The sequence below is a fragment of the Rhodococcus tibetensis genome (assembly GCF_024438035.1).
GTDB classification, from domain to species: domain Bacteria; phylum Actinomycetota; class Actinomycetes; order Mycobacteriales; family Mycobacteriaceae; genus Rhodococcus_F; species Rhodococcus_F tibetensis.
Genome location: NZ_JANFQF010000005.1, coordinates 219256 through 233015, shown reverse-complemented (window position 1 = coordinate 233015; position 13760 = coordinate 219256). Strand labels below are relative to the sequence as shown.

The window sequence follows — 13760 nt, the reverse complement described above, 5'->3', positions numbered from 1 at the left end:
GCCTCGAGCCTAGTCGTCCCGCCCGCCCATCTCCATTTAGACGACTGCCAGCGGCAGCGCCGTCGGGTGCACCGGCGACGGGAGGGCGGAAGCCCCTGTCAGGTACACGTCGACGGCGTGCGCGGCGGACCTGCCCTCGGCGATCGCCCACACGAGGAGCGACGCACCGCGATGCGCGTCACCGCACACGAACACTCCCGGCGCGGTGGTCTGCCAGTCGGGACCACAGGAGAGTGCGCCACGCCGGGTGGGGCTCAATCCGTAGTCGTCGAGCAGCGGGCCGAGGTCGACTCCCTCGAAGCCGATCGCGAAAAGTGCCAACTCGCAAGGCAGTTCGATTTCTTCTCCCACGGGGGTGATGGTGCGTTTGCCGTCCTCCCTCGACACCCGGACCTCCGCAAGTACCATGGCCCTGACGTTTCCGTTTTCGTCACCGAGGAACCGCTGCACCGCAACCTGATATCGGCGGACGCCGCCTTCCGCATGAGCGGGCGAGGTGCGCAGCACCATCGGCGACGCCGGCCACGGAGTCACCGATTCGTCCCGTTCGCTCGGCAACTCCGGGTGGTAGTCCAATTGAGTCACCGACAACGCCCCCTGCCGGTGCGCCGTTCCGAGGCAATCCGCGCCAGTGTCGCCACCACCGATGATGACGACGTGCTTGCCTTTTGCGGTGATCGACGCGGGACCGTCACCCTCGCACTCCCTGTTGGACGTGACCAGATGTTCCATCGCGAGATGAATGCCAGTCAACTCCCGGCCCTCAACGGACGTGTTGTCGCGGGCTCGCAAGGCGCCGATGGCGAGTACCACCGCATCGACATTCTCCCGCAGCTGCTCCACGGTGAGATCGACACCCACCTCGCAGTCGGTCACGAAATGTGTTCCCTCCGCACGCATCTGCATCAGCCGCTGATCGAGAACCGACTTCTCCATCTTGAACTCGGGGATGCCGTAACGAAGTAGCCCGCCGAGCCGGTCGTCTCGCTCGTAGACGGTGACGTCGTGCCCGGCCCGGGTGAGCTGTTGGGCCGCCGCGAGACCGGCCGGCCCGGATCCGACCACCGCAACCTTCCGGCCCGTGACAATCATCGGGGGTTTAGGCTCCACCGTTCCCGACTCCCAGGCGACGTCGGCGATCGTCTGCTCTATCCGCTTGATGGTGACACTGCCCGTCGTGTGGGTATCGGCGAGCGAGAGCACACACGCCGATTCACACGGCGCCGGGCACAACCTGCCCGTGAACTCCGGGAAGTTGTTGGTCGCATGCAGACGTTCGCTCGCCGCGGACCAGCGGCCGCGGCGCACGAGATCGTTCCACTCCGGGATCAGATTACCCAGCGGGCAGCCCGCACTTCCCGAGTGGCAGAACGGGATACCGCAGTCCATGCAGCGGGTGGCTTGCTCGGCCACCTCGGCGTTCCGCTCGTCGGGAGTGAGCGGCAGGGTGACCTCGTGCCAGTCGTGCACCCTCTCCGCGATGGGGCGCTTGGGTGCTTCCTTCTTGGGGATGTGCAGGAAACCGTGCGGATCAGCCACGAGCCGCCTCCATGATTGCAGTGTCCACGTCGAGCCCCTCGGCGCGGGCCAGCCGGGTGGCTTCGAGAACCCGTTGATAGTCCACCGGCATCACCTTGGTGAACAGCGCGGACCGCCGAGGCCAATCGGCGAGCATCGACGCCGCCACCGTGGAACCGGTCCAGTGCAGATGGTCGCTCACGGCTCGGCACAGCCAGTCGAGATCCTCGGGGTCCGGCGAAAGGAGTGTCACCATGGCCGGATTGACGTCGGCGGGATCGAGATCGAGCACGTAAGCGATACCACCGGACATTCCGGCCGCCAGGTTCCGTCCGGTTGGCCCGAGGATGACGACACGTCCGCCCGTCATGTACTCGCACCCGTGATCACCCACTCCCTCGACCACGGCCGTCGCTCCGGAGTTCCGCACCGAGAAACGTTCACCGACCCGCCCACGGAGGAACAGCTCGCCGGACGTCGCACCGTAGAGCAGGGTGTTCCCGGCGATCACCTGAGTTTCCGGGACGAACAGGACGTCGGCGGCCGGCCGAATCACAATTCGCCCACCCGACAACCCTTTCCCGACGTAGTCGTTGGCATCACCGGTGAGATCGATGGTGACACCCGGCGGCAGGAACGCTCCGAGTGATTGACCCGCCGAGCCGGTGAAGGTGAGCCGGATCGTGTCGTCGGGAAGTCCACCCGCGCCGTAACGGCGGGTGACCTCGGCGCCGAGCAGCGTGCCCACCGTCCTGTTCACATTGCGCACGGGCATCTCGATCTCGACGAAATGCGCATCTTCGAGGGCGCCCTCGGCCAGCTGGATGAGCGTGCGGTCGAGCGCCCGGTCCAGGGCATGATATTGGTCGCTGACCTTGCGTCGCTGGCTCAGCGGCGTCCCGTCTGAGCCTTTCGGTACCGCGAAGATCGGCGAGAGGTCGAGTCCGCGGCTCTTCCAGTGCGCCACGCCCTCAGCTGTCTCGAGCATGTCCGCGTGCCCGACAGCTTCATCGATGCTCCGGAAGCCGAGACGCGCCAGATACTGCCGAACGTCTTCGGCGATGAAGCGGAAGAACTCCTCGACGAATTCCGGCTTACCGGTGTACCGCCTCCGCAGTTCAGGATTCTGAGTGGCCACACCCACCGGGCAGGTGTCGAGGTGGCACACGCGCATCATGATGCACCCGGCCACGATCAACGGTGCTGTCGAGAAGCCGAACTCCTCCGCTCCGAGCAGCGCAGCGACCACGACATCCTTGGCGGTGCGCATGCCGCCGTCGCACTGGACGGTGATCCGATCGCGGAGTCCGTTGAGCACGAGCGTCTGCTGTGCATCGGCCAGTCCGATCTCCCATGGCGTGCCCGCGTGCTTCATCGACGTGAGGGGCGTCGCACCGGTGCCGCCGTCGTTCCCCGAGATGAGGACCACGTCCGCGTGCGCCTTGCTGACCCCGGCTGCCACCGTCCCCACACCCACCGAACTGACCAACTTCACGTGCACCCGGGCCTGGTCGTTAGCGTTCTTGAGGTCGTGGATCAGCTGCGCGAGATCCTCGATCGAGTAGATGTCGTGGTGTGGCGGCGGTGAGATCAACCCGACACCCGGAGTCGAGTGCCGGGTCTCCGCCACCCACGGATACACCTTGTACGCGGGCAACTGCCCGCCCTCTCCGGGTTTGGCTCCCTGCGCCATCTTGATTTGGATATCGGTCGCGTTGACGAGGTAGTCACTGGTCACCCCGAATCTTCCGCTCGCCACCTGCTTCACAGCGCTGCGACGGGACAGGTCGTAGAGGCGGTCGACGTTCTCCCCGCCCTCTCCGGAGTTGGACCGCCCTCCGAGATTGTTCATGGCCACAGCCATGGTCTCGTGTGCCTCGGCGGAGATGGAACCGTAGCTCATCGCGCCCGTGTTGAATCGGGTGACGATCCGCTCCGCGGACTCCACCTCGTCGAGCGGCACCGGAGGCCGGAGTCCTTCCCGGAAGGTGAAAAGGCCGCGCAGTGCACCGCCCTCGGCGGCGAGCCTGTTCACCTCGTCGCTGTACTGGGTGAACACCTCGTGCCTGCCGGTGCGGGTGGCGTGCTGGAGGAGGAAGACGGTTTCAGGTGTGAACAGGTGGAGTTCGCCGTCGCGGCGGAACTGATACTCGCCGCCGTGGGCGAGCCGGCGGTGCGCATACTCGGTGGGATTGTCGGGGTAGGCCTGCCGGTGCCGGAGCAGCACTTCCCGCGCGATCTCGTCGAGTCCGATGCCGCCGAGTTTGCTGGTGGTGCCCCTGAAATATTCGTCGACGAGGCCGCGGTCGAGACCGACCGCCTCGAAAGCCTGGGCCGCGGTGTACGAACCGACAGTCGAGATGCCCATCTTCGACATCACCTTCAGCACACCCTTGCCGAGTGCCGTCAGATAGTTGCGCACCGCGATCGTGTGATCGACTCCCGTCAGCTCACCCTCCGACACCAGGTCTTCGATCGACTCCATCGCGAGGTACGGGTTGACCGCGGCTGCTCCGTAGCCGATGAGCAGCGCCAGATGATGCACTTCCCGCGCGTCACCGGACTCGACGACCAGCGCGACCTTGGTGCGTTCCTTGGTGCGGATCAGGTGGTGATGCACTGCGCCCACAGCCAGCAACGACGGGATGGGTGCGCGCACGTGGTCGGAGTCGCGGTCCGAGATCACCAGTGTCCGATATCCCTGGGCGATCGCAGCGCTCGCCTGTCCGCGCAACTCTTCCAGCGCATCGGCCATGCCCGCACCGCCGCGTTCCACCTCGTAGAGACCTCGCAGAACGGTTGCCGCCAGACCTGGGTGGTTGCCGTCTGCGTCGACGTTGATGATCTTGTTCAGGTCGTCGTTGTCCAGGACGGGCCACGGCAGGACGATCTGACGGCACGACGCCGCACCGGGCTCGAGCAAATTTTGTTCCGGACCCATGACCCGGGACAGCGACGTCACGATCTCTTCGCGGATCGCGTCGAGGGGCGGATTGGTCACCTGCGCGAACAGTTCGACGAAATAGTCGTAAAGCAACCGTGACCGGGCGGACAGAACAGCGATCGGGGTGTCGGTTCCCATCGAGCCCAGCGGCTCGATGGCGGACGCCGCCATCGGCGACAGCAGGATCCGCAAGTCCTCCTCGGTGTAGCCGAACGCCACCTGGCGCCGGACCACCGACTCGTGGTTGTTCTGGGCGTGGGGTCGCTCGGGCAGGGTCTTCAGGTCGAGCAACCCTGCATAGAGCCACTCGGCGTACGGTTTCTCGGCTGCCAGCCGCGACTTGAGCTCGTCGTCGGGGACGATTCGACCCTCCGACGTGTCGACCAGAAACATCCGCCCCGGCTCGAGGCGGCCCTTCGCCACGACCTCGTCCTGTGGTACGTCGAGGACACCGCTCTCACTCGCCAGGATCACCCGGCCGTCGACGGTCTGCCACCAGCGGCCGGGCCGCAGTCCGTTACGGTCCAGCACCGCTCCCACGACGGTTCCGTCGGTGAACGTCACACACGCCGGCCCGTCCCACGCCTCCATCAGCGAAGCGTGGAACTTGTAGAAGGCCCGCCGATCGGGGCACATCGTCGTGTCGTTCTCCCACGCCTCGGGCACCATCATCATCACCGCATGGGGCACACTGCGCCCCGCGAGATGCAGGAGCTCGAGCACCTCGTCGAACGAGGCGGAATCCGAGGCGTCGGGCGTGCAGATGGGATACAACCGTCGGAGGTCACCGGGGATGGCCGCACTCGACAGCATGGCCTCCCGCGCCCGCATTCGGTTCCGGTTGCCTCGGACGGTGTTGATCTCCCCGTTGTGCGCCACGAAGCGGAAGGGGTGCGCAAGCGGCCAGGAGGGGAACGTGTTGGTCGAGAACCGGCTGTGCACCACCGCCAGCGCACTCATCATGCGCGGGTCTCGCAAGTCCACGTAGTAGAGCGGCAGCTGGGGAACGGTCAGCATTCCCTTGTAGACGATGGTGCGGCTCGACAGCGACGGAAAGTACACGCCCGACCCGCTCGACTCGACCGCCGGGGTGATCTGCTCGGCACGCTTGCGCAGCGGATAGACGAGGCGATCGAGGTCGAGACCACCGGGCCGCCGACCGCCCGCTGGCGGCGCAGCGACGAAAAGCTGGCTCATGTAGGGCTCGCACCCCCGTGCCGTCGCCCCGATGTCGGCGCACTCGTGATCGATCGGCACATCCCGCCACCCGAGGACCTCGAGTCCCTCCTCGTCGGCCAGGTCCTGGACCCTCTGCTGGGCGACTGATCGTGCCTCCGGGTCGCGAGGGAGGAAGCAGAAACCTGCGGCGTAGGTACTGCTGCCGTCCGGGGCGGGAGAAGGAAGGTCGAACTCGACGACCTCCTCGAACAGCTCCGTGGGCAACTGCACGAGGATTCCGGCGCCGTCCCCGCTGTTCCTCTCTGCCCCGGCAGCACCGCGATGCTCGAGGTTGTCGAGAGCGATAAGACCGTCCGTGACGATGGAATGCGAACGGCGGCCATGCACGTCCACCACCATGGCGACGCCGCACGAATCGACTTCACGAGCCGGGTCGTAGAGACCTTGCGGACCGGGCGACTGAGAGAACAGCACCGATATACCTCCACATCGGCCGGGGAGAGCACCAGTGGCGCTTGCGCGTCGCTGTCGGCGGCCTCCGCTAGCGGGGTCGCCACGACGGGCGCTAACTGCTTTTCGGGGGTCTACCGGGACAGCCTCGGCCCGTGAAGGTTGTTACCGGACATACATCCGGCGCGCTCAGCTTATCAGCACCGATACTGCTCGGATATGCCGATTTCGGCACGGGAAAGCACTGTGGCCCCCATCGCAGAAGCAACAGGGGCCACAGGGAGGAACTGCGCGGCGAGAGCTACGTCGTCACTGCTCCCGGAGGGGTCGACCGTACTTGTCCTTCACGCTCCCCGTCAGCATCATGATGCCGTCGATGAGTGGCCAGAGTCCGCCGAGACCGCACGTGAGCCACGTGACGGCGATCTGCGCGACCGCGATGCCGGGCTGGTTCAGGTAGAACCGTCCGACACCGAACCCACCCAGGAAAATTTGCAGGAGCCCCGCGGTGAGCTTCGACTTGTCGGAGTACGGCTCCCCACTGACCGGGTGCCGACCGAACGGTGCCGACGGATCGGCATAGGCGTTGTACCCGGCCGGGGCGTATCCGGGCTGCGGGTATCCCTGCTGGCCATACCCCTGCTGACCGAAATTCTGCTGACCGTAGTCCTGTTGACCGTAATTCTGCGGACCGGCACCCTGCTGACCGTAACCGGCCTGCGGGTAGCCGGGCTGCTGATAGTCCTGATCGGACTGCGGCGAAGTCCCGTACTGCGCGTTGTAGTGAGGATCGGGCGCGCCGTACGTCGGGCCGTCCGCAGGCTGCTGCGGCCTGTCGTACCCGGTGTACGGCGCGGTCGGCGGCGGGTTCTCGCCCACATTCGGGAATGCCGTAGTGGGTTCGGTCCCGCTCGGCGACGGGTACGTGGGTGTCGAACCCCAGCCGGGACCGTTGCCGACTCCCGAGTAGGTGTCCCATCCGGGTCCGGTACCCGACGACGCCGGAGAGGGCGTCGCGTCCGAGGTGGCGGGCGGCTGCGACAGTGATGCCTCTGCGGTGGCGTCGTAGTCGAACGGCGAACCGAACTCGGGCGGAAGGCTCGACTGGCCGCTCTCGCCCTTCTTGCCCAGATCCACCCGGTGGGTGTCGTCGCCGGAGGTTCCGGCCTTGTCGGAATCGTCGGATGCTTTCCCCGGATCAGTCATTCGCGTCATCCTTCTTGCTGTCGGTGGTCTTCGTGCCCACGTCGGTGCCGGCACTCGCAGTACTCGAAGCCTTGTCTTCGCACGCAGCCTTGGTGTCCGGTTCGGACGCGGACGCAGGCTCGTCCTTCGCCCCGTCGTCCTGCTCGGGCGTTTCATGCTCGGATGTTCGCTGTTCCGCCTGTACATCGTGATGCGGTTGCAGCTCCGCCGGATCCTCCCGCCCCTTGGTGGCGGCGAAGACGTACACCACCGCCGCGACGAACACGATCGCCGAGGTGAACGAGTTGACGCGGACACCCGCGATGAGGCTGGCGTGATCGCTACGCATCAGCTCGATCCAGAATCGGCCGGCACAGTACCCGGCAACGTACAGGGCGAAGAGGCGGCCGTGCCCGATGCGGAAACGGCGGTCCACCCACACCAGCAGGAGCACGATCAGCACGTTCCACAGCGCTTCGTACAGGAAGGTCGGGTGCACGACGAAGGCGACCTGCCCCGTGGAGACACCGTCGATCAACTCGGGGTGCACCTGCCCGGCGTCGTTACGGCGCTCGAAGATCTCGAGACCCCACGGCACGTCGGTTTCCCGGCCGTAGAGCTCCTGGTTGAAGTAGTTGCCGATTCGGCCGATCGCCTGGGCCAGCAGGATAGGGGGCGCTACCGCGTCGCCGAGCGCCGGCAGCGGAATCCCGCGACGCCGACACCCGATCCACGCACCGACGCCACCGAGCGCCACCGCGCCCCAGATACCGAGCCCGCCCTGCCAGATCTTCAGGGCGTCGACCGGGTCGCCTCCCTCCCCGAAGTATGTGGGCCAGTCGGTCAGGACGTGGTACAGCCGGCCGCCGATCAGCCCGAACGGCACCGCCCAGATGGCGATGTCGAGCACGGTGCCCTTTTCGCCGCCCCGAGCCACCCAGCGGCGGTCGCCCCAGAAGATGGCGACGACGATGCCGACGATGATGAACAGCGCGTACGCGCGCAGGGCCAGTGGGCCGACGTACCAGACGCCCTGAGGCGGACTCGGAATGTACGCCAACACATCCACAGTGGAAGTCACGACGCCACGGTAGCGGAGCGGACGCCCTCGGCGAGTTCCCTCGTCAGCGAGCGCACCGCGTCGAGTCCGGCTTCCACCGCGGTGACCAGGGCTGATCCGACGATGACCGCATCAGCGTAGGCGGCGATCTCAGCGGCCTGGGCCCCCGAACGGACACCGAGCCCGACACCCACCGGAATGTCGGAATGGGCGCGGATGCGGGCGGTCAGCTCGGGTGCCATCGACGACACCGCATCACGCGCGCCGGTCACACCCATCGTCGAGGACGCGTACACGAACCCGCTGCTCGCCTCCAGCGTCATCGACAGCCGTTCCTCGGTCGACGACGGGGCCACGAGGAAGATCCGGTCGAGGTCGTGATCCTTGGACGCCGCGATCCACTCCCCGGCCTCCTCGGGAATGAGGTTCGGCGTGATGAGTCCGAGGCCGCCGGCGTTCGCGAGGTCACGCGCGAACCGGTCGACGCCGTACTGCAGGACCGGGTTCCAGTACGTCATCACCACGGCCTTGCCTCCCACCGACGCGATCTGCTCGATGACCGTGAACACGTCACGCACCTTGACGCCGTTGCTCAGTGCCTTCTCGGCGGCCGCCTGAATGGTGGGACCGTCCATCACCGGGTCCGAGTACGCGATGCCGACCTCGACGATGTCGCAGCCGGAGTCGACCATCGCCTTGAACACGTCGATGGATTCCGGGACGGTCGGGTACCCCGCCGGGAGGTATCCGATCAGAGCGGCACGCTTCTCCGCACGGCACTGCGCGAACGTCGGGGCGAGGCGCGAGAGTCGTTCGCTCACTTGGCGGAACCTTCCTTGTCGGTGGTCGTGGGGGTTTCGGTGGCGGCGTCGGGGTCGAAGAGTCCGAACCACTTGGCCGCCGTATCCATGTCCTTGTCACCGCGCCCGGAGAGGCTGACGACAATGATCGCGCCCTCCCCCAGCTCGCGGCCGAGTCGCAACGATCCGGCTACGGCGTGCGCGGACTCGATGGCCGGAATGATTCCCTCACGCTCGGACAGCAGACGCAGCGCATCCATGGCTTCCGTGTCCGTGACGGGCTCGTAGGTGGCGCGTCCGATGTCTTTGAGGAGGGCGTGCTCCGGTCCGACGCCGGGATAGTCGAGGCCCGCCGAGATGGAGTGCGATTCGATGGTCTGCCCGTCTTCGTCCTGCAGCAGATAGGAGTACGCACCCTGGAAGGCGCCCGGGGTGCCGGCCGCGAAGGTGGCCGCGTGGCGGCCCGTCTCCACTCCGTCACCGGCAGCCTCGTAACCGACCAACCGGACCGCGGGGTCGTCGAGGAAGGCATGGAAGATTCCGATGGCATTGGACCCACCGCCGACGCACGCGGTGACTGCGTCGGGCAGCCTGCCGGTCAGCGCCTGTACCTGCGCCCGCGCCTCGAGACCGACGACGCGCTGGAAGTCGCGGACGATGGTCGGAAAAGGGTGCGGGCCCGCCGCCGTGCCGAAGCAGTAGTACGTGTTGTGGGCGTTGGTCACCCAGTCGCGCAGCGCCTCGTTGATGGCGTCCTTGAGCGTCCGGGAGCCGGACTCCACCGCGACCACCGACGAACCGAGCAACCGCATGCGGGCCACGTTCAGCGCCTGCCGCTCGGTGTCGACCGCCCCCATGTAGATGACGCACTCGAGACCGAACAGTGCGCACGCCGTCGCCGTGGCCACCCCGTGCTGACCGGCGCCGGTTTCCGCGATGATGCGGGTCTTTCCCATCTGCTTCGCGAGCAGCACCTGCCCCAGCACGTTGTTGATCTTGTGCGAGCCGGTGTGATTGAGATCTTCACGCTTGAGGATCAGCCGGGCACCACCGGCGAACTCGCTCATCCGGGTGGCCTCGAAGATCGGCGACGGGCGACCCGTGTAGTCGCGCTGCAGGCGATCGAGCTCGGCCAGGAAGGTGTCGTCCGACCGGGCCTTGTCGTACGCGGCCGTGACCTCCTCGATCACCGCCATCAGCGCCTCGGGCACGTGGCGTCCTCCGTATACGCCGAAGTGTCCTCCGGAGTCGGGGTCGTGCGACGTGCGTTCGGCGATTCCGGCGCTGGCAGTCGGCAGATCGCCGCCCTTGAAGACGGTGTCCTGATTACGTGAAGTCACAGGTCCAGTCTGCCCCAACGCCGGGCGCTGCCGCCGTCCGGGTCAGTTCGGCCGCAGTCGGTTCAGCGCGACGGCTTGGGGCAGGAGGGATGCGCCCCGGCGTTGACCAGATCGGCCACGGCCTTGCGCGGATCTCCGCTGGTGACGAGGCCTTCACCGACGAGTACGGCATCCGCGCCGGCGCCGGCGTAGGCGAGAAGGTCGGCGGTACCGCGGACACCGGATTCGGCGATCTTGATGGTCTCGGTGGGCAGTCCCGGAGCGATCTCGCCGAAGGTGTTCTTGTCGACTTCGAGTGTCTTGAGGTTGCGGGCGTTGACGCCGATCACCCGGGCGCCTGCCTCGAGTGCCCGGTTGGCTTCCTCTTCGGTGTGGACCTCGACCAGCGCGGTCATTCCCAGCGACTCGGTGCGGTCGATCAACGACGCCAGCGCATGCTGCTCGAGCGCGGCGACGATGAGCAGGACGACATCGGCGCCGTGGGCGCGGGCCTCGTGGATCTGGTACGGCCCGACGATGAAGTCTTTACGCAGGACCGGGATGCTGACCGCACGCCGGACGGCGTCGAGGTCGGCGAGGGACCCCTGAAAACGTCGTTCCTCGGTGAGCACACTGATGACCCGGGCGCCACCGGCCTGATACGCCTTGGCGAGTTCTGCGGGATCGGTGATCTCGGCGAGCGGGCCCTTCGACGGGCTTGCGCGCTTGACCTCGGCGATGACTCCGATGCCCGGCTCGAGCAGGGCAGCTGCAGCGTCGAGCGCAGGCGGTGCGGCAGCGGCCGCAGCCTTGACAGCGGCGAAGTCAAGGACGGCTTCGCGGGCGGCGACATCGGCGCGCACTCCGTCGAGAATCGAGTCGAGAACGGTCATCGTGGCCCGAGTCCTTTCTGGGCAGGAACCCGATGTGAGGAACATCATCAGGGGTGAAGCCAGCCTAGATGGCACTCTGATTCTGTTTACGATCGGGTACCCGGGTCTTTGCTGTCGCCGTCAAGGCGGTCGACATCATCGGCATTCTTGTCTGCGCGGGCGCCGTCGACCGTGGGATCTTCGCCCGCGTCGAGCGCGTCCCACAGCATCCGTTGAGTGAGGGGCTCGTCGGCAGAATCGACGCTGGTCTCCTTGGCCGCCGCTCGCCGCGCGGCGGGGCTGTCGTACTTCGAGGAGAGCCCGGCTCCTACCCGTGGCCGGCGCGCCAGCTCGACCGCTGCGGCGAGAGCCGCGAAAACGCCGACGAGCGCCAGCACTGCGGGCCCTCGGTGCACCGACACGGCTTCGACCACCGCACGTCCCGGCAATTCCGCCAGTCGTCCCGCCTGCTCGTCCGACGCGCCGGAGAGGAGCACACTCGCCGCCGGAACGGCGGCCGCAACGGCAACGACTGCCACGAGTACGCCGAGAATCCTGAGTGCCCAGCCCTTGACGGCGAAGGACGCTGCGATGGCGGCAACGAGGGTCAACGCCAGCGGCGTGAGCGCCGCCGCCCAGGTGGCCCCGTCGAGCGCCGCGGTGCGCTGCTCACCGAGTCCGTCCGAGGAGATGACCTCCACCCACGTCATCCGGGACGCTCCCCACAGGCACACTGCCGCGACGGCGAGAAGGAGCACGGCGAGGATCGACCGGCGGCGTCCGGCAGTATCGGGTCCCGGTCCGGTCGCTTCGGTCACTGCGTGCCGCCTCCCAGAGTCTTCAACGTGTGCGCCGCGGCGATAGCGCTGAGCACCGCCATGGCCTTGTTGCGCGCCTCGGTGTCCTCGTATTCGGGATTCGAATCGGCGACCACACCGGCGCCGGCCTGGACGTACCCGATGCCGTCCTTGATCAACGCCGTACGGATGGAGATCGCGGTGTCCGCGTCGCCGGCGAAGTCGAGGTACCCGACGATGCCTCCGTAGATGCCGCGCCTCGTCGGTTCGAGTTCCTCGATCAGCTGCATGGCCCGTACCTTCGGCGCACCCGACAACGTGCCGGCCGGGAAGCAGGCTGTGACGGCATCGAGTGCCTGCTTGCCGGCAGCAAGGTGGCCCGTCACCGTGGAGACGAGGTGCATCACATGGCTGTACCGCTCGATGTGCCGGTAGTCGTGCACCTTCACCGTGCCGGGTTCGCACACGCGGCCGAGATCGTTACGGCCGAGATCGACGAGCATGAGGTGCTCGGCGTTCTCCTTCTCGTCGGCGAGGAGATCCTTCTCCAGGAGGATGTCGTCCTCCTCCGTCGCACCGCGCCACCGGGTACCTGCAATCGGGTGGGTAGTGGCGACACCCTCCTTGACCGTCACCAGCGCCTCCGGACTGGAACCGACGATCGAGAAGGCGGTCTCGCCGTCACCACCGGGGACGTTGAGGAGGTACATGTACGGACTGGGATTGGACGCACGCAGCATGCGATAGACATCGATAGGTGCTGCAGCGCAATCGATTTCGAAACGCTGCGACAGCACCACCTGAAACGCCTCGCCCGCCTCGATCTCTCCCACCAGGCGCTGCACGTCTGCGCCGAAGCCTTCGGTGGTGCGCTGCCGGCGGTAGTCCGGGGTCGGTTTGGCGAACGTGGACACGGTGGACGGCGCGGGCGCCGACAGGGAGGACGTCATCCGGTCGAGGCGTTCGACGGCATCGTCGTACGCCTCGTCTACCCGCTCGTCCGTACCATCCCAATTGACGGCATTGGCGATGAGGGTGATGGCTCCCTCGTGGTGATCGACGGCCGCCAGATCCGTGGCGAGCAGCATGACCATTTCGGGGATCTGCAAGTCGTCCACAGCGTGCTCACCGATGCGTTCGATGCGCCGCACGGCGTCGTAGCCGAGAAATCCGACCATTCCCCCGGTCAGCGGCGGAAGCTCGGGCAGCCGTTCACTCCTGAGGAGTTCGAGAGTCTGACCGAGCGCCGCGATGGGATCCCCGCCGGACGGCGCGCCCGCCGGAACGTTGCCGTACCAGGCTGCCTCACCGTCGATGACGGTCAGCGCCGCGGGACTTCCGGCGCCGATGAACGACCAGCGCGACCACGACCGGCCGTTCTCTGCCGATTCCAGCAGGAAGGTACCGGGCCTGTTTCCCGCCAGCTTCTTGTACGCCGACAGCGGAGTTTCCGCGTCCGCCAACACCTTACGGATCACCGGGACGACCCGGTGCTCGGCAGCGAGAGCGTGGAACTGCTCGCGCGTCGTGGTCGAGTCGGATCCGCCGCCGGACCGGGCGGCGGATGACGTGGGCGCGGACATCGTGGTGGGCTCACCGTGCATGTCGACCATCATCCCAGGCGCGCAAGACACGT

General features: G+C 66.9%; 9 protein-coding genes. All 9 read right to left on the bottom strand.

Going from position 1 to position 13760, the window contains the following annotated elements; all coding sequences use genetic code 11:
* Positions 1-36: 36 nt before the first annotated feature.
* The 9 genes from NOF53_RS08110 to NOF53_RS08070 all read right to left on the bottom strand — a co-directional run bounded on the left by NOF53_RS08110 (position 37) and on the right by NOF53_RS08070 (position 13728).
* Complete coding sequence (locus NOF53_RS08110) at positions 37-1539, bottom strand: glutamate synthase subunit beta (protein ID WP_255967093.1); 1503 nt, start codon at positions 1537-1539, stop codon at positions 37-39.
* On the bottom strand, positions 1532-6115 hold the full coding sequence (gltB, locus tag NOF53_RS08105; protein ID WP_255967091.1) for a glutamate synthase large subunit: 4584 nt from the start codon (positions 6113-6115) through the stop codon (positions 1532-1534). Before gltB ends, NOF53_RS08110 begins: the two co-directional genes overlap by 8 nt.
* A gap of 285 nt (positions 6116-6400) precedes the next feature.
* Positions 6401-7297: a TM2 domain-containing protein gene (locus tag NOF53_RS08100; protein ID WP_255967089.1), complete on the bottom strand. Its 897-nt coding sequence runs from the start codon at positions 7295-7297 to the stop codon at positions 6401-6403.
* The gene (lgt, locus tag NOF53_RS08095; RefSeq protein ID WP_255967083.1) at positions 7290-8357 is read right to left on the bottom strand and encodes a prolipoprotein diacylglyceryl transferase; all 1068 of its coding nucleotides are present in this window, start codon (positions 8355-8357) and stop codon (positions 7290-7292) included. The genes NOF53_RS08100 and lgt overlap by 8 nt, the downstream gene beginning before the upstream one ends.
* Positions 8354-9157: a tryptophan synthase subunit alpha gene (gene trpA, locus NOF53_RS08090; protein WP_255967081.1), complete on the bottom strand. Its 804-nt coding sequence runs from the start codon at positions 9155-9157 to the stop codon at positions 8354-8356. The genes lgt and trpA overlap by 4 nt, the downstream gene beginning before the upstream one ends.
* Positions 9154-10476: a tryptophan synthase subunit beta gene (gene trpB / locus NOF53_RS08085; protein WP_255967079.1), complete on the bottom strand. Its 1323-nt coding sequence runs from the start codon at positions 10474-10476 to the stop codon at positions 9154-9156. Before trpB ends, trpA begins: the two co-directional genes overlap by 4 nt.
* 62 nt (positions 10477-10538) lie before the next feature.
* Positions 10539-11348 carry an indole-3-glycerol phosphate synthase TrpC gene (trpC, locus tag NOF53_RS08080; RefSeq protein WP_255967077.1) on the bottom strand — a complete coding sequence of 270 codons (810 nt, stop codon included), beginning with the start codon at positions 11346-11348 and terminating at the stop codon, positions 10539-10541.
* 86 nt (positions 11349-11434) lie between these two features.
* Positions 11435-12145: a TIGR02234 family membrane protein gene (locus tag NOF53_RS08075; protein ID WP_255967075.1), complete on the bottom strand. Its 711-nt coding sequence runs from the start codon at positions 12143-12145 to the stop codon at positions 11435-11437.
* A complete protein-coding gene (locus tag NOF53_RS08070; protein ID WP_255967073.1) occupies positions 12142-13728 on the bottom strand; it encodes an anthranilate synthase component I in 1587 nt (528 codons plus the stop codon). The genes NOF53_RS08075 and NOF53_RS08070 overlap by 4 nt, the downstream gene beginning before the upstream one ends.
* Positions 13729-13760: the final 32 nt, after the last annotated feature.

Bases quoted from the DNA above. Each gene is read 5' to 3' on its own strand.
- trpC (WP_255967077.1), bottom strand. From the start codon at position 11,348: ATGACCGTTCTCGACTCGATTCTCGACGGAGTGCGCGCCGATGTCGCC.
- NOF53_RS08070 (WP_255967073.1), bottom strand. From the start codon at position 13,728: ATGCACGGTGAGCCCACCACGATGTCCGCGCCCACGTCATCCGCCGCC.
- NOF53_RS08100 (WP_255967089.1), bottom strand. From the start codon at position 7,297: ATGACTGATCCGGGGAAAGCATCCGACGATTCCGACAAGGCCGGAACC.